Here is a 25,591-nt window from a genome sequence, read left to right as displayed (position 1 = left end):
TCGCGAAAGGGCTGCGGAGCAGCCCCAGGATCTATGCCGCAGCAGGGATTGCCGGGGCCGCCTTGCGGCCCTGTCGCGACACAAGGCCGCTCCTACAGAAATTGCGCAGTTTCCTGAAGATCAGTTGTAGATATCGAAAGCGAAGTACTTGCTGGCGATCTTCTGGTAGGTGCCGTTGGCGACGATCTGCTGCAGCGCGGTGTTCAGGCGCTGGCGCAGGGCTTCGTCGTCCTTACGCACGGCAATGGCGGCATCGGCCTTGGTGTTGGCCACGTCGCCGAGGATCTTGCAGCAGTCCCCGCCGTTCTTGGTCATCCACTCGTTCAGTGGGAATTTGTCGGCAATCACCCCGTCCAGGCGGCCCGCGGCCAGGTCGGCGTTGGCTTCGTCCATGGTCGGGTACAGTTTCACGTCGGCACCGGCCTTGGCGTAGACGTCTTCGGCGTAGATGGCCTGGGTGGACGACGACTGGGCGCCAACGGTGTAGCCGTCGAAGTTGGTCTGGGCGTCGCTGATCTTGCTGTCCTTGGCCACGGCGACGGTCAGCGGGGTGCGGTAGTAGTGGTCGGTGAAGGCGATTTTCTTGCGCCGTTCTTCGGTATTGATCATCGACGCGACCACCGCGTCGTACTTGCGTGCCATCAGCGCCGGGATGATGCCTTCCCAGTCCTGGGCCACCAGCGTGCACTCGACTTTCATCTGCTCGCACAGGGCATGGGTGATGTCGACGTCGAAGCCGTGCAACTGGTTATTGGCGTCGACATAGTTGAAGGGCGGGTAGGCGCCCTCGGTGGCGAAGCGCAGGGTTTCGGCACTGGCGGCACCCGACAGCAGCAGGGCGCACGCACCCACCAAGGCCATGGTCTTGTTCATCTCGCACCTCATTGCACTCTTGCTATTGTTGTTTTCCCGTCGACCACGAGGTGTAGCCGACGAATTCGTTATGTAGAGCGGCAGTTGCTTCCAAGCGTTTTTCAACATCCGGTCCGAGCTTCTTGCAGACCTCGTTGACCATCAGGTGCACCCACGACAGCATGGTCGAGGTGGACTCCCAGAACAGGTTGAACTCGGTGGGGATGCGGAACACCTCGTCGGCGTTGGCATCGGCCCAGTCACAGAAGGGGTCGGTCACCAGGGTGACCGCAATGCCAGCCTCGCGCGCCTTCTGGCACAACAGCAGGGCATGGCGGGAATAACGGCGGGCTTCGAACACCACCAGGGCGCTGTCTTCGGCGCGGCCCAGCAATACTTCGCCAAAGTGCCCGGCACTCATATCCACCAGCTGCACGCCATCGCGCAGGTACTGCAGCAGGTGGCTCATGCACATGGCGATGCCGCGCTCGGTCTGGAAGCCGGCAATGAACACCCGCTGCTTGCTCGCCAGGCGCTGGGCGACGCTGTGCCAGGCGCTGCTCTGGCGATACTCGTGCACGCGCACCAGGGCGGCGATTTCCAGTTCCAGGCTGCCGGCGTTGTCGCTGGCGTCCTGGTTCTGGCGGTAATCTTGCAGGCGGTCGCCCACCAGCCACGGGCCATCGCCCAGGTCGTTCTGCAGGTCTTGCTTCAACGCCTTGAGATGGGCATAACCCAATGAGCGGCAGAAACGGCCGACGCTGGATTCGCTGACGCCCAGCTTGACGGCAATGCTGGCCGAGGTCTGGAACGGCAGTTCATGCAGGTTGGCGAGCATGTAGCTGGCGATCTTGCGGCCCGAAGCAGCGGCCCCTTCGAGGCTGTTTTCCAGGCGTTGCTTGATCGGTTGGCTCATGCTGCGGCTCCAGGGGTAAGGCTTGCGAAAGAAAATGGCTGTTTTCTGTCATCAAGTCAACATTTGACAGATAGCTGTCACATGCAGGAAAGTTTTTGTCGTTGCAACGCTGTAGCCATTCCAATTCCAACAAGGAGCTTCAGATGTCCGCACCTTCCACCAGCACCGTGCGTGTGCCTTTTACCGAGCTGCAGGGCCTGTTGCAGAGCATTTTCCAGCGCCATGGCTGCAGCGAAAGCGTGGCCCGGGTGCTGGCCCACAACTGCGCCAGCGCCCAGCGCGATGGTGCCCATAGCCACGGGGTGTTCCGCATGCCCGGCTATGTTTCGACATTGGCCAGCGGCTGGGTCGATGGCCAGGCCAAGCCGAAGGTCAGCGACGTGGCGCCCGGTTATGTTCGCGTCGATGCCGCAGGCGGCTTCGCCCAGCCGGCGCTGGCGGCGGCCCGTGAACTTCTGGTGGCGAAGGCGCGCAACGCTGGTATCGCCGTGTTGGCGATCCACAACTCGCACCACTTCGCCGCGCTGTGGCCGGATGTGGAGCCATTCGCCGACGAAGGCCTGGTAGCCCTGAGCGTGGTCAACAGCATGACCTGCGTGGTGCCGCACGGCGCCCGCAAGCCGCTGTTCGGCACCAACCCCATCGCCTTTGCCGCACCTTGCGCCGAACATGACCCGATCGTCTTCGACATGGCCACCAGCGCCATGGCCCATGGCGACGTGCAGATTGCCGCGCGCGCTGGCCAGCAATTGCCGCAGGGCATGGGGGTGGATGCCAATGGTGAGCCGACCACCGACCCCAAGGCGATTCTGGAAGGCGGCGCCTTGCTGCCATTTGGCGGGCACAAGGGCTCGGCCTTGTCGATGATGGTCGAGTTGCTGGCGGCGGCGCTGACCGGCGGGCATTTTTCCTGGGAGTTCGACTGGTCGGGGCACCCGGGGGCGAAGACGCCGTGGACCGGGCAGCTGATCATTGTCATCGACCCGAACAAGGCCGAGGGCGAGCGGTTTGCCCAGCGCAGCCGCGAACTGGTCGAGCAGATGCAGGCGGTAGGGCTGACGCGCATGCCGGGCGAGCGGCGTTACCGCGAGCGCGAGGTGGCCGAGGAGGAGGGGGTGGCGGTGACCGAGCAGGAGTTGCAAGGCCTGAAAGAGCTGCTTGGCTGACCCGGCCTCTTCGCGGGCGCGCCCGCTCCCACAGTGGTATCACCGCCCTCGAGACCTGTGCAGTACCTGTGGGAGCGGGCATGCCCGCGAAGAATCCAGCACCAATCCTCAGCCATGCAATGTTGCATAGACAACCTTGCACAATAGTTGATGTTCCTGAGCCCGCACTCCGGGTATGCTCAGGGCTGCCTTTTCGAACTGTCCTGATCCAAGGAGCTGCACGCTGTGTTCAAACATGTCGATGCCTATGCCGGCGACCCGATCCTCTCGTTGATGGAAACCTTCAAGGCCGACCCGCGCGCCGACAAGGTCAACCTGAGTATCGGCCTGTACTACGATGAGGCCGGCGTGGTGCCGCAACTGGCGGCTGTGGATGCGGTGGAAAAACGCATCGCCGGCCAGGACCACGAAGCCTCGCTGTACCTGCCGATGGAAGGCCTGGCCAGCTACCGCCAGGCGATCCAGGCACTGCTGTTCGGTGCCGATCACCCAGCCGTGACCGGCGGGCGTGTGGCCACCGTGCAGACCGTGGGCGGTTCCGGCGCCCTCAAGGTCGGTGCCGACTTCCTCAAGCGCTACTTCCCGCAGTCCGAAGTCTGGGTCAGCAACCCGACCTGGGACAACCACCGCGCCATCTTCGAAGGCGCCGGCTTCAAGGTGCACACCTACCCGTACTTCGACCAGGCCACCCGTGGCGTGGACTTCGACGGCATGCTGGCTACCCTGCAGACCCTGCCGGCCAACAGCGTGGTGCTGCTGCACCCGTGCTGCCACAACCCCACCGGCGCCGACCTGGAACAGCACCAGTGGCAACAGGTGGTTGAAGTGGTCAAGGCACGCCAGCTGATCCCGTTCCTCGACATCGCCTACCAGGGCTTCGCCGAAGGCCTGGTGGAAGACGCCTACGCCATCCGTGAAATGGCCCGCGCCGGCGTGCCGTGCCTGGTCAGCAACTCGTTCTCGAAGATCTTCTCGCTGTACGGCGAGCGTGTCGGCGGCCTGTCGGTGGTCTGCGACGATGACGCCACTGCCCAGAGCGTGCTCGGCCAGCTCAAGGCTACCGTGCGCCGCAACTACTCCAGCCCGCCCAACTTCGGCGCCCAGCTGGTCGCTGGCGTGCTCAGCGATGCCGCCCTCAATGCCCAGTGGGCCGAGGAAGTCGAAGTGATGCGCAAACGTATCCTCGACATGCGCCAGGCGCTGGTCGATGCCCTGGCCGTGCTGCTGCCAGGCCAGGACTTCCAGTTCTTCCTGCGCCAGCGCGGCATGTTCAGCTACACCGGCTTCAGCGTCGAGCAGGTGCGCCGCCTGCGTGACGAGTTCGGCGTGTACCTGATCGACAGCGGTCGCGTATGCATGTCCGGCCTGCGCCCGGCCAACCTGCAACGGGTTGCCGAAGCCTTCGCCGCCGTCCAGAAGTAACACCGCACAAGGCCGCTTCTGTGGGGTGCGGCCTTTGTAGGAGCGGCCTTGTGTCGCGAAAGGGGGGCGCAGCGCCCCCAACGTTTGCAGCTTCGCCGCGAATATTGCCGGGGCCGCTTTGCGGCCCTTTCGCGACACAAGGCCGCTCCTACACCTCCCAAATCCCTCCTGCAGTCCACCGGCACAACCCGCTTGTAAAGACAAGTGCAACCGCTCCTCGGAAAAGGGCTTCGCAAGTGCAACCTTTCCGTGCACAATCGCGCTCCCTTTTTCGGTTGAGTTGGGCGAAACGTCTATTTCGCCATTCTCAGCCTGTTGCAGTCTTGCGAGTGGAGCTTCACCCGGAATGAATGAGCAGGCCCCAAGCGTTGAACAACGCTTTGCAGAATCGACCCCCGCCACCCTCGGCAGCTGGTCGCGTCACGACACCACCTGGATGCTGGGCCTGTTCGGCACAGCGATCGGCGCCGGAACCCTGTTCCTGCCGATCAACGCCGGCCTTGGCGGCTTCTGGCCGTTGCTGATCCTGGCCATACTGGCCTTCCCGATGACCTATTTCGCTCACCGCGGGCTGACCCGTTTCGTCCTTTCCGGGCGCAATGACGGCGATATCACCGAAGTGGTCAAGGAGCACTTCGGCATTACCGCCGGCGCCTCGATCACCGTGCTGTACTTCTTCGCGATCTTCCCGATCCTGCTTATCTATAGCGTGGCGCTGACCAACACCGTGTCCAGCTTCATGGAGCACCAGCTGCACATGCAGCCGCCGCCACGGGCCATCCTGTCGTTCGTGCTGATCCTCGGCCTGCTGGCCATCGTGCGCTGCGGGGAGCAGGCCACGGTCAAGGTCATGAGCCTGCTGGTCTACCCGTTCATCGTCGCCCTGGCATTGCTGGGCCTGTACCTGGTGCCGCACTGGACCGGTGGCATTCTCGACAGCGCCACCCAGGTGCCACCGGCCTCGGCCTTCCTGCACACCCTGTGGCTGGCAATTCCGGTGATGGTGTTCTCGTTCAACCACTCGCCGATCATCTCCGCCTTTGCCGTCGACCAGAAGCGCCGCTACGGCGAGCATGCCGATGAGCGTAGCGGACAGATCCTGCGCCGTGCCCACCTGCTGATGGTGGTGATGGTGCTGTTCTTCGTGTTCAGCTGCGTGCTCACCCTGAGCAGCGCCCAGCTGGCCGAGGCCAAGGCGCAGAACCTGTCGATCCTGTCGTACCTGGCCAACCACTTCAGCAACCCGACCATCGCGTTCGCTGCACCGCTGATCGCCTTCGTGGCCATCGCCAAGTCGTTCCTCGGCCACTACATCGGCGCCAGCGAAGGCCTGAAGGGCATCATCACCAAGGCCGGTGCTCGCCCGAGCGCCAAGGCCCTGGACCGCGTGGTCGCCGCGCTGATGCTGGTGGTGTGCTGGATCGTCGCCACCCTCAACCCAAGCATCCTCGGCATGATCGAGTCGCTCGGTGGCCCGATCCTCGCGGTGCTGCTGTTCCTGATGCCGATGTACGCCATTCGCCGCGTGCCATCCATGCGCAAGTACAGCGGTGCTGCCTCCAACGTGTTCGTGGTGGTAGTCGGCCTGGTTGCGCTGACCTCGGTGGTATACGGCCTGCTGGGCTGATACGCCATCTGCAACAGTAATGCCCGGGTCGCTTGTTGCCACCCGGGCATTTTTTTGTCCACAAGAATTGTCCGGCAACAGAACAATTTCACCTGCCCCCATAGGCACCCGGCCGCCTTCATGCTTAACTCAGTGTCCTTTTCAAACCCCGCATAAGGATTTCGTCATGGCTCAAGTGACTCTCAAAGGCAACCCGGTTCAGGTCAACGGCGAACTGCCGAAAACCGGCGCCCAGGCTCCGGCTTTCTCCCTGGTAGGTGAAGGCCTGGCTGACAAGTCGCTGAAAGACTACGCCGGCAAGCGCAAGGTGCTGAACATCTTCCCGAGCGTCGACACCCCGACCTGCGCTACCTCCGTGCGCAAGTTCAACGCCCAGGCCAATGATGTGGCCAACACCGTGGTGCTGTGCATCTCTGCCGATCTGCCGTTCGCCCAGGCACGCTTCTGCGGCGCCGAAGGCCTGGACAACGTGAAGAACCTGTCGACCCTGCGTGGCCGCGAGTTCCTCGAAAACTACGGCGTGGCCATCGCCGATGGCCCGCTGGCCGGCCTGGCTGCCCGTGCCGTGGTGGTGCTGGACGAAAACGACAAGGTGCTGCACAGCGAGCTGGTTGGCGAAATCGCTGATGAGCCGAACTACGATGCAGCGCTGGCGGTGCTGAAGTAAGGGTTGTGGGGTAGGTCGGCTGAGTCCTGTACCGGCCTCTTCGCGGGTAAACCCGCTCCCACAGGTACGGCACAGGTTTCAAAAGCTGTGATATCCCTGTGGGAGCGGGTTTACCCGCGAAGAGGCCGGCACAGGCAACCGAAACCTTTCAGCCCGCCACCGCTCCAAGCAACACCCTGTAAACGGCCCGGAACGCGTTCCGGGCCGTTTTCATTTAAAGTTCAACCCCTTGGCAACGTCAGGCAAAGGTAAACCTCTGGTAAAGGCGCTTTGCTAAAACGATGCCAGTGCTTATCGTTCATCCTCCCCAAGTCGTCATTCCGAACAAGGTTCGTTCAACCCATGCAAGCGTCCAATTCCCGTTCCCCTCGTCGCTGGCTCGTAGGCCTGCTGATCCTGCTGCTGGTGGCTTCACTGGCCTGGTGGCTGTGGCCCGCAGCGGCGCCTGCGCCTAAAGAAGCCGGTGGCGGGCGCGGTGGCAAGGGCATGGGCATGATGGGCGGTCGCCCGGGCTTCGGCGGCTCCAGCGACCCGGTGCCGGTGCGCGTCGAGCCGGTGCGGGTGGGTGACTTCCCGCTTTACTACAAGGCCTTGGGCACAGTCACCGCGACCAACACCGTCAACGTGCGCAGCCGCGTGGCTGGCGAGCTGGTCAAGATCCACTTCAAAGAAGGCCAGCAGGTCAAGGCCGGCGACCTGCTCGCCGAGATCGACCCGCGCTCGTACCGCATCGCCCTGCAACAGGCCGAAGGCACCCTGGCGCAGAACCAGGCGCAGCTGAAGAACGCCCAGGTCGACCTGGCCCGCTATAAAGGCCTGTACGCCGAAGACAGCATCGCCAAGCAAACCCTCGACACCGCCGAAGCGCAGGTGGCGCAGTTCCAGGGGCTGGTGAAGACCAACCAGGCGCAGGTCAACGACGCCCGCCTGAACCTCGATTTCACCCAGATCCGCGCGCCGATCAACGGCCGCGTGGGCCTGCGCCAGCTCGACCTGGGCAACCTGGTGGCGGCCAACGACACCACCGCGCTGGTGGTGATCACCCAGACCGAGCCGATCAGCGTCGCCTTCACCCTGCCGGAAACCGAGTTGAGCACCGTGCTGGAACGCTACCGCAGCGGCGCCAGCCTGCCGGTCGAGGCCTGGGACCGCAGTGACAGCAAGCTGCAGTCCACCGGCGTGCTGGGCAGCATCGACAACCAGATCGACACCACCACCGGCACCCTCAAGTTCAAGGGCCGCTTCGAAAACAAGGACCTGGCCCTGTTCCCCAACCAGTTCGTCAACGTGCGCCTGCTGGCCGACACCCTCAAGCAGGTGACCATGGCCCCGGCGGCGGCCATCCAGTTCGGCAACGACGGCACCTTCGCCTATGTGGTCAACGCCGAGAGCAAGGTGAATGTGCGCAAGCTCAAGGTGGGCGCCAGCGACGGCGAGAACAGCGTCATCCTCGAAGGCCTGAAGGCCGGCGACCGCCTGGTGCTGGAAGGCACCGACCGCCTGCGCGAAGGCACCAAGGTGGAAGTGGTCGAAGACAGCTCGCGGGTGCCGACCACCCCGGGCCAGCACCTGCAAGGCCAGGAGGCCAAGGGTTCGGCAAGCACTGGTGATGTGCAGCCCGGTAAAGCACAGCCTGGTAGCGCAGCAGGCAAGGCGGGCGCATGAACCTCTCGCGTCTGTTCATCCTGCGGCCGGTTGCCACCACGCTGAGCATGCTGGCCATCGTCCTGGCCGGCCTGATCGCCTACAAGCTGCTGCCGGTTTCCGCCTTGCCGCAGGTGGATTACCCGACCATCCGGGTCATGACCCTTTACCCCGGTGCCAGCCCGCAGGTCATGACCAGCGCCGTTACCGCACCGCTGGAACGCCAGTTCGGGCAGATGCCGGGCCTGGAGCAGATGGCTTCGACCAGCTCCGGCGGCGCCTCGGTGCTGACCCTGCGCTTCAACCTCGACATGAACATGGACGTTGCCGAGCAACAGGTGCAGGCCGCGATCAACGCCGCCAGCAACCTGCTGCCCAGCGACCTGCCGGCGCCGCCGGTGTACAACAAGGTCAACCCGGCCGACACCCCGGTGCTGACCCTGGCCATCTCCAGCAAGACCATGCCGCTGCCCAAGCTCAACGACCTGGTCGATACCCGCGTGGCCCAGAAGCTCGCGCAGATCAGCGGTGTGGGCATGGTCAGCATCGCCGGCGGCCAGCGCCAGGCGGTGCGGATCAAGGTCAACGTCGATGCCCTGGCCGCCAACGGCCTGAACCTGGAGGACGTACGCACCCTGATCGGCGCCTCCAACGTCAACCAGCCCAAGGGCAACTTCGACGGCCCGACCCGGGTGTCGATGCTCGATGCCAACGACCAGCTGCGCTCCCCTGAGGAGTACGCCAACCTGATCCTGGCCTACAACAACGGTGCACCGCTGCGCCTGAAGGACGTCGCGGAAATCGTCGACGGCGCGGAGAACGAGCGCCTGGCTGCCTGGGCCAATGAAAACCATGCGGTGCTGCTGAACATCCAGCGCCAGCCGGGCGCCAACGTCATCGAAGTGGTCGACCGCATCAAGGCCCTGCTGCCTTCGATCACCGACAACCTGCCGGCCGGCCTGGATGTTTCGGTGCTCACCGACCGCACCCAGACCATCCGCGCCGCGGTCAAGGACGTGCAGCACGAACTGCTGATCGCCATCGCCCTGGTGGTAATGGTCACGTTCGTCTTCCTGCGCCGTTTCAGTGCCACCCTCATTCCGTCGATCGCCGTGCCGTTGTCGCTGATCGGCACCTTCGGCGTGATGTACCTGGCCGGCTTCTCGGTCAACAACCTGACGCTGATGGCCCTGACCATCGCCACCGGTTTCGTGGTGGACGACGCCATCGTCATGCTGGAGAACATCTCCCGGCACATCGAGGAGGGCGAGACGCCCATGCAGGCTGCGCTCAAGGGCGCCCGGCAAATCGGCTTCACCCTGATCTCGCTGACCTTCTCGCTGATTGCAGTACTGATCCCGCTGCTGTTCATGGCCGATGTGGTCGGCCGCCTGTTCCGCGAGTTCGCCATTACCCTGGCGGTGGCCATCCTGATTTCCCTGGTGGTGTCGCTGACCCTCACGCCGATGATGTGCGCGCGCCTGCTCAAGCGCGAGCCCAAGGAAGAGGAACAGGGCCGGTTCTACCGCGCCAGTGGCGCCTGGATCGACTGGCTGATCAGGCACTACGGCAGCGCCCTGCAGTGGGTACTCAAGCGCCAGCCGCTGACGCTGCTGGTGGCCGTAGCCAGCCTGGCGCTCACCGTATTCCTGTACATGGTGGTGCCCAAGGGCTTCTTCCCGGTGCAGGACACCGGGGTGATCCAGGGCATTTCCGAAGCGCCGCAGTCCACCTCGTTCGCCGCCATGAGCGAACGCCAGCAAGCCCTGAGCAAGGTGATCCTGCAGGACCCGGCGGTACAGAGCCTGTCGTCCTACATCGGTGTCGATGGCGACAACGCCACGCTCAACAGCGGCCGCCTGCTGATCAACCTCAAGCCCCATGGCGAGCGTGATGTCACTGCCAGCGAAGTGATCAACCGCCTGCAGCCGCAAGTCGACCGGCTGGTGGGCATCCGCCTGTTCATGCAGCCGGTGCAGGACCTGAGCATCGAAGACCGGGTCAGTCGTACCCAGTACCAGTTCAGCCTGTCGTCGCCGGACGCCGACCTGCTGGCGCAGTGGAGCGGCAAGCTGGTGCAGGCGCTGCAGCAGCGCCCGGAACTGGCCGACGTGGCCAGCGACCTGCAGGACAAGGGCCTGCAGGTGTACCTGGTGATCGACCGCGACATGGCCAGCCGCCTGGGCATCAGCGTGTCGCAGATCACCAACGCCCTGTACGACGCCTTCGGCCAGCGCCAGATCTCGACCATCTACACCCAGGCCAGCCAGTACCGCGTGGTGCTGCAGTCGCAGGATGCGGCGGTGATCGGCCCGCAGGCGCTGGAGTCGATCCACGTCAAGGCCACCGATGGCGGCCAGGTGCGCCTGTCGGCGCTGGCGCGCATCGAACAGCGCCAGGCCCAGCTGGCCATTTCCCACATCGGCCAGTTCCCGGCGGTGACCCTGTCGTTCAACCTGGCCCACGGCGCTTCGCTGGGCGAGGCGGTGCAGGTGATCGAGCAGGTGCAAAAGGACATCGGCATGCCGCTGGGCGTGCAAACCCGCTTCCAGGGCGCGGCGGAAGCCTTCCAGGCATCGCTGTCGAGCACCTTGCTGTTGATCCTGGCGGCGGTGGTGACCATGTACATCGTGCTGGGCGTGCTGTACGAGAGCTACATCCACCCAGTGACCATTCTTTCGACCCTGCCGTCGGCAGCGGTCGGCGCCTTGCTGGCCTTGCTCATCAGCGGCAACGACCTGGGCATGATCGCCATCATCGGCATCATCCTGCTGATCGGCATCGTCAAGAAGAACGCGATCATGATGATCGACTTCGCCCTCGAGGCCGAGCGCCAGCAGGGCATGAGCCCGCGCGATGCCATCTACCAGGCGGCGCTGCTGCGCTTCCGGCCGATCCTGATGACCACCCTGGCCGCGCTGTTCGGCGCCGTGCCGCTGATGCTCGCCACCGGTTCCGGCGCCGAGCTGCGCCAGCCGCTGGGCCTGGTGATGGTCGGCGGGTTGCTGGTCAGTCAGGTGCTGACGTTGTTCACCACCCCGGTCATCTACCTGTACTTCGACCGCCTGGCCCGCCGCTGGCGCCCGGCCACTGACGTGAAGCAGGCCGAGGCATGAACCTGTCCGGTCCTTTCATCCGTCGCCCGGTGGCGACCATGCTGTTGAGCCTGGCGATCATGCTTTTGGGCGGGGTCAGCTTCGGCCTGCTGCCGGTGGCGCCGCTGCCACAGATGGACTTCCCGGTGATCGTGGTGTCGGCCAACCTGTCCGGCGCCAGCCCGGAGGTGATGGCCTCCACCGTGGCCACGCCGCTGGAGCGCAAGCTGGGCAGCATTGCCGGCGTGACCACCCTGACCAGCAGCTCCAACCAGGGCTCCACACGGGTGATCATCGGCTTCGAGATGGGCCGCGACATCGACGGTGCGGCGCGCGAGGTGCAGGCGGCGATCAACGCCACCCGCAACCTGCTGCCCAGCGGTATGCGCAGCATGCCCACCTACAAGAAGATCAACCCGTCGCAGGCACCGATCATGGTGCTGTCGCTGACTTCGGACGTGCTGCAGAAGGGCCAGCTGTACGACCTGGCCGACACCATCCTGTCGCAGAGCCTGGCCCAAGTGCCCGGGGTAGGGGAGGTGCAGATCGGCGGCAGTTCGTTGCCGGCGGTGCGCATTGCCGTCGAGCCGCAATTGCTCAACCAGTACGGCCTGTCGCTGGATGAAGTGCGCACTGCGGTGTCCAACGCCAACCAGCGCCGGCCGATGGGCTTTGTCGAGGACGCCGAGCGCAACTGGCAGGTGCGTGCCAACGACCAGCTGGAAAGCGCCAAGGACTACGAGCCCGTGGTGATCCGCCAGCAGAACGGCACCATCCTGCGCCTGTCCGACGTGGCGACCATCACCGACGGCGTCGAGAACCGCTACAACAGCGGCTTCTTCAATGACCAGAGCGCGGTGCTGCTGGTGGTCAACCGCCAGACCGGCGCCAACATCATCGAAACGGTCGACCAGATCAAGGCGCAGCTGCCGGCCCTGCAGTCGCTGCTGCCGGCCAGCGTGCAACTGAACGTGGCCATGGACCGCTCGCCAGTGATCAAGGCAACCCTCAAGGAAGCCGAGCACACCCTGCTGATCGCCGTGGTGCTGGTGATCCTGGTGGTCTACCTGTTCCTCGGCAGCCTGCGCGCCTCGCTGATCCCCAGCCTGGCGGTGCCGGTGTCGCTGGTGGGCACCTTCGCGGTCATGTACCTGTGCGGGTTCTCGCTCAACAACCTGTCGCTGATGGCGCTTATTCTTGCCACCGGCCTGGTGGTGGACGACGCCATCGTGGTGCTGGAGAACATCTCTCGGCACATCGAGGACGGCCAGCCGCCGATGAAGGCGGCCTTCCTGGGTGCCAAGGAAGTGGGTTTCACCTTGCTGTCGATGAACGTGTCGCTGGTGGCGGTGTTCGTCTCCATCCTGTTCATGGGCGGCATCGTGCGCAACCTGTTCCAGGAGTTCTCCATCACCCTGGCGGCGGCGATCATCGTGTCGCTGGTGGTGTCGCTGACCCTGACGCCGATGCTGTGCGCCCGCTGGCTCAAGCCGCACCAGGCCGAGCCGAACCGCCTGCAGCGCTGGAGCGAACAGTTGCACCAGCGCATGGTCGATGCCTATGACCGCAGCCTGGGCTGGGCCTTGCGCCACAAGCGCCTGACGCTGATCAGCCTGCTGGCCACCATCGGCATCAACATCGCCCTGTACGTGGTGGTGCCCAAGACGCTGATGCCGCAGCAGGACACCGGCCAGCTGATGGGCTTCATCCGTGGCGACGACGGCCTGTCGTTCAGCGTGATGCAGCCGAAAATGGAAATCTACCGCCGCGCCTTGCTGGCCGACCCGGCGGTGCAGAGCGTTGCCGGCTTCATCGGCGGCAACAGTGGCACCAACAACGCCATGGTGCTGGTGCGCCTGAAACCGATCAACGAGCGCAAGATCGACGCGCAGAAGGTGATCGAGCGCCTGCGCAAGGAAATGCCCAAGGTACCTGGCGGGCGCCTGTTCCTGATGGCCGACCAGGACCTGCAACTGGGCGGCGGGGGCCGCGACCAGACCTCCTCGCAGTACCTGTATTCCCTGCAGAGCGGTGACCTGACGGCGTTGCGCGAATGGTTCCCGAAAGTGGTGGCGGCGCTGCGTGCACTGCCGCAACTGACGGCCATCGACGCCCGCGACGGTGCCGGCACCCAGCAGGTGACCCTGGTGGTCGACCGCGACCAGGCCAAGCGCCTGGGCATCGACATGGACATGGTCACCACGGTGCTGAACAACGCCTACAGCCAGCGCCAGATCTCCACCATCTACGACAGCCTCAACCAGTACCAGGTAGTGCTGGAGATCAACCCGAAGTACGCCTGGGACCCGAGCACCCTCGAGCAGGTACAGGTGATTACCGCCGACGGTGCCCGCGTACCGCTGTCGACCATCGCCCACTACGAGAACAGCCTGGCCAACGACCGGGTCAGCCACGAAGGCCAGTTCGCCGCCGAAAGCATCGCCTTCGACGTCGCCGAAGGCTACAGCCCCGACCAGGCCATGGCGGCGCTGGAGCGTGCGGTGGCCAAGCTGGGCTTGCCCGAGGAAGTGATCGCCAAGCTTGGTGGTACCGCCGATGCCTTCGCCAAGACCCAGGAAGGCCAGCCGCTGATGATCCTTGGCGCGCTGGTGCTGGTCTACCTGGTGCTGGGCATCCTCTACGAAAGCTACATTCACCCGCTGACCATCCTCTCGACACTGCCCTCGGCCGGCGTCGGTGCCTTGCTGGCGCTGTACGTCACCGGCGGCGAGTTCAGCCTGATCTCGCTGCTGGGGCTGTTCCTGCTGATCGGCGTGGTGAAGAAGAACGCCATCCTGATGATCGACCTGGCCTTGCAGCTGGAGCGCCACCAGGGCCTGACACCGGAAGAGTCGATCCGCCGGGCCTGCCTGCTGCGTCTGCGGCCGATCCTGATGACTACCCTGGCGGCCATCCTCGGTGCCTTGCCGCTGCTGCTGAGCCGCGCCGAAGGCGCGGAAATGCGCCAGCCACTGGGCCTGACCATCATTGGCGGCCTGGTGTTCAGCCAGATCCTCACCCTTTACACGACACCGGTGGTCTACCTGTACCTGGACCGCCTGCGTCACCGTTTCAACCGTTGGCGTGGCGTGCGCACCGACGCCGCCCTGGAAACCCCGCTATGACTTTTGCCCAGACCCCACTTCACCGCGCCCTGCAGACGCTGACCCGTGGGCGTGGCTCGCGCCTGCTCGGCGCCGGGTTGTGCGTCGCCTTGCTCAGCGCCTGCACCCTGAGCCCGGACTACCACCGCCCGGAGCTGAGCAGCACGGCGCAGTTCAAGCATGCCGAAGGCTGGACCCAGGCCACGCCGTCCGATGCCATTGCCCGCGGCGCCTGGTGGGAAATCTACGGCGATGCCGGGCTCAATGCGCTGGTCGAAGAGCTCAACCGCAGCAACCAGACCGTGGCGCAATCGGAGGCCCAGTACCGCCAGGCCCAGGCGCTGGTGCGCAGCAGCCGAGCGGCACTGTTCCCCAGCCTGGACCTGAGCGTCAGCAAGAACCGCTCGGCCCAGGGCACCGGCAGCTCCAGTTCGAGCCTGTCCAACAACAGCAGCGGCATTCGCAACACCTACAACGCCCAGCTCGGCGTCAGCTGGGAAATCGACCTGTGGGGCAAGCTGCGCGAAACCCTCAATGCCAACGAAGCCAGTGCCGAAGCCAGCCTGGCCGACCTGGCCTCGATCCGCCTCAGCCAGCAGTCGGAACTGGTGCAGAACTACCTGCAGTTGCGGGTGATCGACGAGCAGAAGCGCCTGTTGGAAGCCACCGTGGCAGCTTATGAGCGTTCCCTGCGAATGAACGAAAACCAGTACCGCGCCGGCGTCGCCGGCCCGGATGCGGTGGCCCAGGCGCGTACCCAGCTAAAGAGCACCCAGGCCGACCTGATCGACCTGATCTGGCAGCGCGCGCAGTTCGAGAACGCCATTGCCGTGTTGCTGGGCAAGGCCCCGGCGGACTTCGCCCTGGCCGACAGCAAGGCCATTCCGGCGCTGCCGCAAATTCCGGTGGCCTTGCCTTCGCAGTTGCTGGAGCGACGCCCGGACATCGCTGCGGCCGAGCGCAACGTGATGGCTGCCAACGCCAACATCGGCGTGTCGCGGGCGGCGTATTTCCCGGACCTGAGCCTGAGCATGAGTGGCGGTTACTCCAGCAGCAGCTTCAGCAACTGGATCGAACTGCCCAACCGCTACTGGTCGGTGGGCCCGCAGCTGGCGCTGACCTTGTTCGACGCCGGCAAGCGCAGTGCCGAGGTGGACCGCACGGTGGCGGTATATGACCAGACCGTGGCGCAGTACCGCCAGACCGTGCTCGACGGCTTCAAGGAAGTGGAAAACCTGCTGGTGCAGTTGAAGGTGTATGGCGATGAGGCGGTGGTGCGCCAGGAGGCACTGGATGCCGCTCGCGAGTCGCTGCGCCTGACCGAGAACCAGTACCGCGCCGGGCTGATCGGCTACCTGGATGTGGTCAACGTGCAGACCACGGCGCTGAGCAACGAGCGCAGTGTGTTGAACCTGCTGCAGGGGCGCCTGGTGGCAAGCGTGCAGCTGGTTGCCGCGCTGGGTGGTGGCTGGGATGCCGGGCAAGCCTTCGCCGAGCAGGATTGAACCGACCCGTAGACGCGTCCCCCTGTAGGAGCGGCCTTGTGTCGCGACCGGGCCGCAGAGCGGCCCCAGAACTCTGTGTACAAGCACAGATCGCTGGGGCCGCTTCGCAGCCCGATCGCGACACAAGGCCGCTCCTACAGCTACCGCGCATCCGTCCAGGCTCTCGCAGTCTTTGGATCCATTCCCATTCGCAAAAACCCCGTGCGTTTCGCCTAAGCTTGAGTACAATCGTCAGCTTTTTCCGGGCCTCCCGTCCCGTCGCTGGAACTCCCAATGCTGACCGGTAGCTACTCCTCTTCGCTGGTGTTGATTTCGCTGTGCGTGGCGATCCTGGCGTCCTATACCGCCCTTGACCTGACCGGCCGCATCGCCACGGCCAAAGGCCGGGCTGCCTGCCTGTGGATGGGGGGTGGCGCGCTGGCCATGGGCATCGGCGTGTGGTCGATGCACTTCATCGGCATGCTCGCCTTCAGCCTGCCCATCGACCTGGGCTACGACCTTGCCCTGACCGCGTTCTCCCTGCTGATTGCCGTGTTGTCCTCGGGCTTTGCCTTGTGGCTGGTCAGCCAGCCGAGCCTGCCGTGGCAGCAGCTGGCGTTTGGTGCGCTGATCATGGGCGCCGGCATCGCCTGCATGCACTACACCGGCATGGCCGCGCTGCGCATGTTGCCGGGCATCGACTATGACCCGACGCTGTTCGGGGCCTCGCTGCTGATTGCCGTGGGCGCCTCGGCAGCGGCCTTGTGGATCGCCTTCCGTCTGCGCGCGCACACCCCTTATGTGCGGCAGATTCGCGGCCTGGCGGCAGTAGTGATGGGCTTTGCCATCGTCGGCATGCACTACACCGGCATGGCCGCGGCGAATTTCCCCGAAGGCAGCTTCTGCGGTGCGCTGGCCGGGGGAGGCCTGCAAGGCGACGGCCTGGTCTACCTGGTGCTGATCACCACCCTGGCGGTACTGGCGGTGGCCTTGCTCACCTCGGTGCTGGATGCCCGCCTGGAGGCACGCACCGCCGAGCTGGCCCGTTCGCTGACCCTGGCCAACCAGGAGCTGACCCAGCTGGCCCTGCACGACACCCTCACCGACCTGCCCAACCGTACTCTGCTGGCCGACCGCATCGAGCAGGCCATCGCCAAGGTAGCGGAGCAGGGCGGCTGCTTTGCCCTGATGTTCATCGACCTGGACGGCTTCAAGCCCGTCAACGATGCCTTCGGCCACCACGTCGGCGACTTGCTGCTCAAGGCGGTGGCGACCCGCCTGCGCGGGCACCTGCACAGCCAGGACACGCTGGCGCGCATCGGCGGTGACGAATTCGTGCTGCTGGTGCAGCTGCGCGAGCCGAACGATGCCATGGATGTGGCGGTCAAGCAGGTCAACCTGGTATCTCGGCCGTTCCGCGTGGCCGAGCATGACCTGCAGCTGACGGCGAGCCTGGGCATCGTCCTGTACCCGGGCAATGGCCAGGACCAGCACGAGCTGTTGCGCAATGCCGACGCCGCCATGTACCACGCCAAGAGCGCCGGCAAGAATGGCTATAGCTTCTTCGACGTGTCGATGAACAGCAACGCCCGCCAGCAATTGCAGCTACTGCAGGACCTGCGCCAGGCCCTGGAGCAGCGTCAGTTCCGCCTGCACTACCAGCCCAAGTTCGACGCCCAGAATTGCCAGCCGATCGGTGCCGAGGCCTTGCTGCGCTGGGAGCACCCGCAGCAGGGCCTGTTGCTGCCCGACCGTTTCATCGGCCTGGCGGAAAAGACCGGCCTGATCATTCCCATTGGCGAATGGGTGCTCATCGAGGCCTGCCGGCAGATGCGCCAGTGGCTGGACCAGGGGCACCACGGCTGGCGCATGGCGGTGAACCTGTCTGCCATCCAGTTCTGCCATGCCGGGCTGGTCGAGAGCGTGGCCCGGGCCCTGCAACAGAACAGCCTGCCGGCCAACTGCCTGACCCTGGAAATTACCGAAACCACCGCCATGCACGACGCCGATGCCAGCCTGACGGTGCTGCAGCGGCTGTCCGACATGGGTGTGGACCTGTCCATCGATGACTTTGGCACCGGCTATTCCAGCCTGATGTACCTCAAGCGCCTGCCGGCCAACGAGCTGAAGATCGACCGCGGTTTCGTGCGCGACCTGGAGCAGGACAGCGACGATGCGGCGATCGTTTCGGCAATCGTGGCGCTGGGCCAGGCGCTGGGCCTGCGCATCGTCGCTGAAGGGGTGGAGACTGACAGGCAGCAGGACTTCCTGACCCGCCTGGGCTGCGATTCGCTGCAAGGCTACCTGCTGGGCCAGCCGGTGCCGGCCGAGCAGTTCATGGGCAAGTTGCAGGCCATGCGCCAGGAAAGTACCGCAGTGGGTTAGACCGCGTCGCGCAAGGCGAAGGCGGGCATGAAGGTATCCATCTCCGCCTCGACGGCCTCGATGATGCGCTCTACATCGGCGGCGGCCATGATCGCCGAGCAGGGAATGCCGGCAATCGCCAGCAGGGTTTCGCCGGTGGCGCGGTCGAACAGCCGCGCGACCATGCTGCGCGGCGCATCCATGCTGGCTTCGAAGCCCAGCGGGTGGAAATGCCAGCGCATCACCTGGCAGGCGTTGGGGAACGTCATCTTGTTCATGCCAGCCTCCTTGTCCGTACCTGGACGTGGTGAGCGGGTGGCCACATCGATGCGGCCGCCGGGAAAGTAACCATAGCACCTGCTACGGAGTATTCTCGGCTGCAAATACGACAAATGTGCTAATGCATGACAGCGGTCACATCCTTGTCATGCAGGGCATCTGGCGCAGGCCCGCAAGGCAAACGTTTTCCCGGCACGTTGAGGGCAGATAACCCGCCAGGTTCTGCCACTTTGATCGACATCTCCGCACGATGTTTTCGGACGAGCGGTGCAATCAGCCGAGCAACCCCGCAGCGATGTTGATGGTGAATCCCAGGATCGCCGTGTTGAATACGAACCCCACTAGTGAATGTGCCAGCACTACCCGCCGTAGGCCCCGCCCAGCGACGCCCACATCGGAGGTTTGCACGGCCATGCTGATGGTGAACGAGAAGTAGTGAAAGTCCCAGTAATCGGGGTTGCGTTCGCCATCGGTGAAGCGCAGCGGCGGTTCGTGATTTTGTCCGGTATAGAACAGCCGCGCGTAGTGCAGGCTGAAAATGCAGCCGATCAGCAGCCAGGAGCCAGCCACGGTCAGGCCGGTATAGAGGTAGTGCAGGGCCAGCGCCGTGCCTTGCAGGCCACGGCTGGACACCAGTTGCAAGGTGACGGCGGCGAGGCTGGCGATGGCGGCGATGCACACGGTAAGCAGGACCAGGCCGGCGTTTTCGTCTTCGACACGGGCGATCTTGCGCACCTTTTCCGCATTGGCGCTCAAGCTCAGGTAGAGCACCAGCAGCAGGTAAAGCCACACGCCAAGGTTCCAGCCGGCGAGGATGTGCTGAACGCTGTCGCCGGCAGGGATCAGCCAGGCGCCGAGCAGGCCGACCACGGTGGCGATGCTCAGGCGTGGGTGGGTGTGGGTCAGGCGGTGGAAAGCCATGGGGCCTCTTTTGCGGGGTGCATGGCTTCTACTCTAGACCGTCATGAGGCAGATGAGCGGCATGCGCGGTCCATGTAGGAGCGGCCTTGTGTCGCGAAAGGGCCGCAAAGCGGCCCCGACAATTCCTGGAGGCGCGAAGATCCTGGGGGCGCTTCGCACCCCTATCGCGACACAAGGCCGCTCCTACAAAAAGCGGGCTACGTGGCCTGATGTTTCTTTGCTGCCGCCCATCGCGCGGCAAAGCAACTCTCAGTAAACTGCACGCTCCAACACCAACATCCGTTGAACTCGAGGTTTCTGCATGACGCTCAGTCCTTTGGCAGGCAAGCCGGCTCCGGCCAGCGTGCTGGTCGATATTCCCCGACTGCTCACCGCCTACTACACCGGCCGCCCCGACGCTGCCGTGGCGGCCCAGCGGGTGGCCTTCGGCACCTCGGGGCACCGTGGCACTTCGCTTGAATTGAGTTTCAACGAGTACCACGTCCTGGCCATTACCCAGGCCATCTGCCTGTATCGCCAGGAGAAGGGCATCGATGGCCCACTGTTCATCGGCGCCGACACCCACGCACTGTCGGCACCGGCTACTGCCAGCGCCCTGGAAGTGCTGGCAGCCAATGGCGTGCAGGTAATGCTGTCCAAGGACGACGAATACACGCCGACGCCGGCTGTTTCCCATGCCATCCTCTGCCATAACCGTGGCCGCGAGCAGGGCCTGGCCGACGGCATCGTCATCACCCCATCGCACAACCCGCCGCAGAGTGGTGGCTTCAAGTACAACCCGCCCAATGGCGGCCCGGCCGACAGCGACGTGACCAAGTGGATCGAGGCCAAGGCCAACGAACTGCTGGCCGCTGACCTGGCGGGCGTCAAGCGCATGGACCATGCCCGGGCGCTGCAAGCATCCACCACCCAGCGCCACGACTACGTGAGCAACTACGTGGCCGACCTGGAAAACGTCATCGACTTCGACGTCATCCGCGGCGCCAAGCTGCGCCTGGGCGTCGACCCGCTGGGCGGGGCAGGGGTGCGCTACTGGTCGGCGATTGCCGAGCATTACCAGCTGGACCTGGAAGTGGTGAACACCGAGGTCGACCCGACCTTCCGCTTCATGACCGTCGACTGGGACGGCCAGATCCGCATGGACCCGTCCTCGCCCTATGCCATGCAGGGCCTGATCGGCCTGCGCGAACGCTTCGACGTGGCCTTCGCCTGCGACCCGGACCACGACCGCCATGGCATCGTCACCCCCGATGGCCTGCTGCAGCCGAACAACTACCTGGCCGTGGCCATCGACTACCTGTACCGCCACCGCCCGCAATGGCGCAGCGATGCCGCCGTCGGCAAGACCGTGGTCTCCAGCGGCCTGATCGACCGCGTCACCCAGCGCCTGGGCCGTGAGCTGTACGAAGTGCCGGTGGGCTTCAAGTTCTTCGCCCAGGGCCTGTTCGACGGCACGTTGGGCTTTGGTGGCGAGGAAAGCGCGGGGGCTTCGTTCCTGCGCCGCGATGGCTCGGTCTGGGCCACCGACAAGGACGGGCTGATCCCGGCCTTGCTGGCTGCCGAGATGACTGCCCGCACCGGGCGCAACCCGAGCCAGGCCTACGCCGACCTGACCGAGGCGCTGGGCAAGCCGTTCGCCACCCGTGTCGAAGCCAAGGCCGATGCCCGGCAAAAGGCTTTGTTGAGCAAGCTGGCGCCGGAGCAGGTGAAGTCGACCGAATTGGCGGGTGAGCCGATCGTGCAGATCCTCAGCCATGCACCGGGCAACGGCCAGGCGATTGGCGGGCTGAAGGTGATGACTGCCAATGGCTGGTTCGCCGCGCGCCCTTCGGGCACCGAGGACATCTACAAGATCTACGCCGAAAGCTTCATCGACGAGGCGCACCTGCAGCGCCTGGTGCAGGAAGCGCAGGTGCTGGTGGATGCGGCGATTGCCTGACAGGTAACAAACCGCTTGGTTCTGCGGCATGGTGTAAATTAGAATTAATCTTATTTACGCCACCGCAGGGCCTTCCCCATGATCGACGCCGCGCCGCCACCGGAGCATAGCCTGCCTGCCCTGTACCGGGAACATCGTGGCTGGCTGGAAACCTGGCTGCGGCGGCGCATGGGCAATGCCTGGGATGCCGCCGACCTCAGCCAGGATACCTTCCTGCGTATCCTAACCAGCGCCCAGCCGCTGGCAGACATTCGCGAACCGCGTGCCTACCTGCTGACCGTGGGCAAGCGCCTGCTGAGCAACTTCCACCAACGGCGCAGCCTGGAACAAGCCTACCTCGATGCACTGGCGCAGTTGCCCGAGCAGCATGTGCCCTCGCCAGAGCAGCGTTGGCTGCTGCTGGAAACCCTGCAAGCCCTCGACGAGTTGCTCGACGGCCTCAAGGCGCCGGTACGCAAGGCCTTTCTCTGGAGCCAGCTGGAGGGCCTGGGCTATGCCGAGATCGGCAAGCGCCTGGGCGTTTGCGAGCGCTCGGTCAAACGCTACATGGCGCAGGCCTACGAGCATTGCCTGCTGGCCGAACTGTAATGACCAGCCATTCCCCCGAAACCCGCGAGGCACTGCAGGCCGCCGCGCGCTGGCTGGCGCTGGTGGACTCTGGCACTGCCAGCGAGGGTGACCTGCAGCGCCTGGAACAATGGCGCACCAGCAGCACCTTGCACGAACACGCCTGGCAAAAGGCACTGCTGTTGCGCCAGCGCTTTTCCGCGCTACCCGGCGCATTGGCCATGGCCACCCTGGACCGCCCGGATAGCGGCCGCCGGGCGCTGCTCAAGCAGGCCCTGGGCGTGGCGGCATTGTTGCCGGCGGCCTGGCTGGCAAGCCGCGAGCTGCCGCTGGAGGCCTGGACCGCCGACATGCACACCGCGGTCGGGGAGCGCCGGCAGGTGCTGCTGAGCGATGGCACATTCGTGCAGTTGAACACCGACAGTGCGGTGGATATCGACCTGGGCGCGCGTCGCCTGACATTGCTGCGTGGCGAAGTGGCAGTCAGGTTGCCCGGCAACCTGAGCCTGACGTTGCAGGTGCCCTATGGCCAGGTCGCGCTGGATGCCGGCGAGGTGTGCCTGCGCCTGGTCGATCAGGCTTGCCGGGTATCGGTGCTCAAGGGCACGGCCAACCTGCAGCCGAGGCAAGGCCCGGCACTGCTGCTGCAGGCCGGGCAGCAAGCCAGCCTGCAAGTGGCCGGAGTTGGCCCTGTCACCGGCCTGGACGCCTGGCCGCTGGGCTGGCGCGAAGGCGTGCTGCGCCTGGAGGACCGCCCCTTGGGCGAGCTGCTGCACGAGCTGCGCAGGTACCGCCCCGGCGTGCTGCGCTGGGCGCCCGAACTGGAGGCCCTGCGCGTGACCGGTACCTTCCGCCTCGACGACACCGACCGGGTGCTGGCCTTGCTCGCCGCCAGCCTGCCGTTGCAGGTGCACACGCGCACGCGTTACTGGGTGAGCCTGGCCGCGCAAGAAAATCGCGCATGAGGCTGTCCCCTTTTTTTCACTCACCGGTCATTACCGGTAGGAGCAAATAAAGGGGAGCCTTGTTCAATGCCTGTTGTCATGTCCTGCCGCCTGCGCCCACTGGCGCGTGCGGCACATCCGTTGTTCGCCATGAGCCTGTTGTTGTGTGCACCGGCCTGGGCCGATGAACCTGCCCGGCGCAGCTATCAGGTGCCGGCCGCAAGCCTGGGTGCGGCACTTACCCAGTTTGCCGACCAGGCCGGGGTCAGCCTGTCGCTGGACCCGGCGCTGGTCAACGGCCGGCAGAGCAATGGCTTGTCCGGCAGCTTCAGTGTCGACGAAGGCTTCACCCAGCTGCTGCGCGGCAGTGGCCTGCAGTTGCTGCCGGTGGGCGAGGGTGCTTTCACGTTGATGCCGGCCCCCCAGGCGAGTGGTGCGCTGGAAATCGCCCCGACCAGCATCGTCGGTGGCCTGGCCGCAGGCAACGAAACGCAGCCCTATGCCGGTGGCCAGGTGGCCCGTCAGGGTTCACAGGGCTTGCTCGGCACGCGCGATTTCATGGAAACCCCGTTCAGCATCACCAGTTACACCAGCGAACTGGTGAAGAATCAGCAGGCGCGGACCTTGGGCGAACTGATCGCCAGCGACCCATCGGTGCGCGCCACCAACCCGGCGGGTGGGCGCTTCGAGCAGTTCACCATTCGCGGCTTCAGCCTGTTCAACAGCGATGTGGCCTACAACGGCCTGTACGGCATCCTGCCGACCTACTCGATCGACATGGAAATGGCCGACCGGGTCGACATCATCAAAGGCCCCAGCCAGCTGATCAACGGCATTTCGCCGCGAGGCAGTGTCGGCGGCGGCATCAATGTGCAGCCCAAGCGGGCCGGCGACCAGCCGCTCACCGAGTTTACCGGCAGTTATGCTTCGGCGGGCCAGGCAGGCGGTGCGGTGGACATTGGCCGGCGCTTTGGCGAAGGCCAGCAGTTCGGCGTGCGTTTCAATGGCGTGAAACAGGCAGGCGATACCGAATGGGACCACCAGCGTGTCGAGCGCGAAATGGCGGTGCTGGGCCTGGACTTTCGTGGCGAGCGCCTGCGGCTTTCGGCAGACCTCGGCCATACCGAGCGCGACACCGATGCACCGCAGGAGCGGGTGCTGATCGGTGCCAACGCCAAGGTGCCGGATGCCAACGACGTACGCCACAATTACGCCCAGGCCTGGAGCAAGGCGCGCACCAACGACACCTTCGGTGCGCTGCATGCCGAGTACGATATCAGCGAGTCGCTGCTGGCCTATGGCGCGGTCGGTGCGCGCAAGAGCAACCATGACTTCCTGCGCCACAACGTGTCCATCAGCAACGATGCCGGCGACTTCACCGTGCAGCCGCGCGACTTCACCCGGGATGAAACCGTGCGTACCGCCATGGCCGGCGTGCGCAACTGGTTCCATACCGGGCCGGTCAGCCACGAACTGAACCTGGCCGCCACCTACTTTTACATGGACTTCACCAACGGTGGCGCCCGCTACGCCTCGGCGCCCAGTAACCTCTACCACCCGGTGGCCACGCCGACACCGGGCACGCCAACCCGCATCGACCCTGAGGTGTACACGGAAAACCGCTTTTCCGGCGTGGCCCTGGCCGACACCCTGGGCTTTTTCGACGACCGCCTGCTGCTGACCCTGGGCGCGCGCTGGCAGCGGGTGCAGGTGGATGACTGGAGCGACGGTATCAAGGGGGATACCGCCTACGATGAAGAGAAGGTATCGCCCTCGGGCGGTGTGCTGCTCAAGGTTACCGACCAGCTGTCGTTGTATGCCAACTACATGGAGGGCCTGAGCCAGGGCAAGATCGCGCCGTCGACATCGGTCAACGAAGACCAGATCTTTCCGCCGTTCACCAGCCGCCAGGTCGAGGTGGGGGCCAAGTACGACCTGGGCCAGGTCGCCTTTACCGCCAGTGCCTTCCGCATCCGCCAGCCCGCCTACGAAACCAACCCCACGTCGCGGGTGTTCGGCCCCAATGGCAAGCGCGACAACCGCGGTATCGAACTGAGCGTGTTCGGCGAGCCCGTGCAAGGCGTGCGCGTGCTGGGCGGGGTGATGTACATCGACAGCGAACTGACCGACACCATCGGTGGCGCCTACGATGGCAACCGCGCGCCGGCCACGCCCGAGTACAACGTCAACCTTGGCGCCGAATGGGACGTGCCTGGGGTGAACGGCCTGACCCTGACGGCGCGGGGCATCCACTCGAGCTCGCAGTATCTGGACCAGAACAACAGCAAGCAGATCGACGGTTGGGAGCGTTATGACGTGGGCGCGCGTTATGCGTTCAAGGTGGATGCCACTCAGGTGACCTTGCGTGCCAGTGTCGAGAACGTGCTGGACGACCGCTACTGGAGTTCGGCCGGGGCCTCGGATGACAGCGAGCCGGGGCTGACGCTCTCCACGCCGCGTACCTACCTGCTGTCGGCGACAGTGGGTTTCTAGCCCATTCTAAATACTGGCGCGTTCCCTGTAGGAGCGGCCTTGTGTCGCGAAAGGGCTGCAAAGCAGCCCCAGCAATTTCAACTGTTGCGCATCAATCCTGGGGCCGC

General features: G+C 64.9%; 17 protein-coding genes. 13 read left to right on the top strand and 4 right to left on the bottom strand.

Annotated features, from left to right (window positions below; translation table 11 throughout):
* Positions 1-120: 120 nt before the first annotated feature.
* Together ACGLHT_RS23580 and ACGLHT_RS23575 are read right to left on the bottom strand one after the other, a co-directional pair.
* Positions 121-873, bottom strand: coding sequence for a transporter substrate-binding domain-containing protein (locus ACGLHT_RS23580; protein WP_025338834.1), 753 nt, complete (start codon positions 871-873; stop codon positions 121-123).
* Between the two features lie 22 nt (positions 874-895).
* Positions 896-1,768, bottom strand: coding sequence for a MurR/RpiR family transcriptional regulator (locus ACGLHT_RS23575; protein ID WP_025338835.1), 873 nt, complete (start codon positions 1,766-1,768; stop codon positions 896-898).
* Positions 1,769-1,911: 143 nt separating this feature from the next.
* Between ACGLHT_RS23575 and ACGLHT_RS23570 the strand changes: the two genes are divergently transcribed.
* The 9 genes from ACGLHT_RS23570 to ACGLHT_RS23530 all read left to right on the top strand — a co-directional run bounded on the left by ACGLHT_RS23570 (position 1,912) and on the right by ACGLHT_RS23530 (position 18,362).
* A complete protein-coding gene (locus ACGLHT_RS23570) occupies positions 1,912-2,934 on the top strand; it encodes an Ldh family oxidoreductase (protein ID WP_274120708.1) in 1,023 nt (340 codons plus the stop codon).
* 225 nt (positions 2,935-3,159) lie between these two features.
* Entirely contained in the window at positions 3,160-4,356 is a 1,197-nt protein-coding gene (locus tag ACGLHT_RS23565; RefSeq protein WP_063915003.1) for an amino acid aminotransferase, read from the top strand.
* Between the two features lie 346 nt (positions 4,357-4,702).
* A complete protein-coding gene (locus ACGLHT_RS23560; RefSeq protein ID WP_025338838.1) occupies positions 4,703-5,983 on the top strand; it encodes a serine/threonine transporter in 1,281 nt (426 codons plus the stop codon).
* 166 nt (positions 5,984-6,149) lie between these two features.
* Positions 6,150-6,650: a thiol peroxidase gene (gene tpx / locus ACGLHT_RS23555; RefSeq protein WP_025338839.1), complete on the top strand. Its 501-nt coding sequence runs from the start codon at positions 6,150-6,152 to the stop codon at positions 6,648-6,650.
* Positions 6,651-6,992: 342 nt separating this feature from the next.
* On the top strand, positions 6,993-8,315 hold the full coding sequence (locus tag ACGLHT_RS23550; protein WP_274120707.1) for an MdtA/MuxA family multidrug efflux RND transporter periplasmic adaptor subunit: 1,323 nt from the start codon (positions 6,993-6,995) through the stop codon (positions 8,313-8,315).
* Complete coding sequence (locus ACGLHT_RS23545) at positions 8,312-11,410, top strand: MdtB/MuxB family multidrug efflux RND transporter permease subunit (protein ID WP_025338841.1); 3,099 nt, start codon at positions 8,312-8,314, stop codon at positions 11,408-11,410. Before ACGLHT_RS23550 ends, ACGLHT_RS23545 begins: the two co-directional genes overlap by 4 nt.
* Positions 11,407-14,514 (top strand): efflux RND transporter permease subunit, encoded by a 3,108-nt coding sequence (locus ACGLHT_RS23540; protein WP_274120706.1) that lies wholly within the window; start codon positions 11,407-11,409, stop codon positions 14,512-14,514. The genes ACGLHT_RS23545 and ACGLHT_RS23540 overlap by 4 nt, the downstream gene beginning before the upstream one ends.
* A complete protein-coding gene (locus ACGLHT_RS23535) occupies positions 14,511-15,998 on the top strand; it encodes an efflux transporter outer membrane subunit (RefSeq protein ID WP_274120705.1) in 1,488 nt (495 codons plus the stop codon). The genes ACGLHT_RS23540 and ACGLHT_RS23535 overlap by 4 nt, the downstream gene beginning before the upstream one ends.
* 273 nt (positions 15,999-16,271) lie before the next feature.
* Entirely contained in the window at positions 16,272-18,362 is a 2,091-nt protein-coding gene (locus ACGLHT_RS23530) for a bifunctional diguanylate cyclase/phosphodiesterase (RefSeq protein ID WP_274120703.1), read from the top strand.
* Here ACGLHT_RS23530 and ACGLHT_RS23525 read toward each other — a convergent pair.
* Both ACGLHT_RS23525 and ACGLHT_RS23520 read right to left on the bottom strand, forming a co-directional pair.
* The gene (locus ACGLHT_RS23525) at positions 18,359-18,619 is read right to left on the bottom strand and encodes a DUF1652 domain-containing protein (protein ID WP_046615421.1); all 261 of its coding nucleotides are present in this window, start codon (positions 18,617-18,619) and stop codon (positions 18,359-18,361) included. The genes ACGLHT_RS23530 and ACGLHT_RS23525 overlap by 4 nt on opposite strands.
* 274 nt (positions 18,620-18,893) lie before the next feature.
* Positions 18,894-19,541 carry a DUF1345 domain-containing protein gene (locus tag ACGLHT_RS23520; protein WP_137163725.1) on the bottom strand — a complete coding sequence of 216 codons (648 nt, stop codon included), beginning with the start codon at positions 19,539-19,541 and terminating at the stop codon, positions 18,894-18,896.
* 301 nt (positions 19,542-19,842) lie between these two features.
* Between ACGLHT_RS23520 and pgm the strand changes: the two genes are divergently transcribed.
* The 4 genes from pgm to ACGLHT_RS23500 all read left to right on the top strand — a co-directional run bounded on the left by pgm (position 19,843) and on the right by ACGLHT_RS23500 (position 25,484).
* Complete coding sequence (gene pgm, locus ACGLHT_RS23515; protein WP_137163726.1) at positions 19,843-21,480, top strand: phosphoglucomutase (alpha-D-glucose-1,6-bisphosphate-dependent); 1,638 nt, start codon at positions 19,843-19,845, stop codon at positions 21,478-21,480.
* 78 nt (positions 21,481-21,558) lie between these two features.
* Positions 21,559-22,068 carry a sigma-70 family RNA polymerase sigma factor gene (locus ACGLHT_RS23510; protein ID WP_274078792.1) on the top strand — a complete coding sequence of 170 codons (510 nt, stop codon included), beginning with the start codon at positions 21,559-21,561 and terminating at the stop codon, positions 22,066-22,068.
* Complete coding sequence (locus tag ACGLHT_RS23505; protein ID WP_274078793.1) at positions 22,068-23,012, top strand: FecR domain-containing protein; 945 nt, start codon at positions 22,068-22,070, stop codon at positions 23,010-23,012. The genes ACGLHT_RS23510 and ACGLHT_RS23505 overlap by 1 nt, the downstream gene beginning before the upstream one ends.
* 66 nt (positions 23,013-23,078) lie before the next feature.
* On the top strand, positions 23,079-25,484 hold the full coding sequence (locus ACGLHT_RS23500; RefSeq protein WP_137163728.1) for a TonB-dependent receptor: 2,406 nt from the start codon (positions 23,079-23,081) through the stop codon (positions 25,482-25,484).
* The last annotated feature ends 107 nt before the right edge of the window (positions 25,485-25,591 follow it).

The sequence above is a fragment of the Pseudomonas sp. PsB genome (assembly GCF_043658375.1).
In the GTDB taxonomy this organism is placed as follows: Bacteria; Pseudomonadota; Gammaproteobacteria; order Pseudomonadales; family Pseudomonadaceae; genus Aquipseudomonas; species Aquipseudomonas putida_Z.
This window is presented reverse-complemented; position numbering and strand designations above follow the sequence as displayed.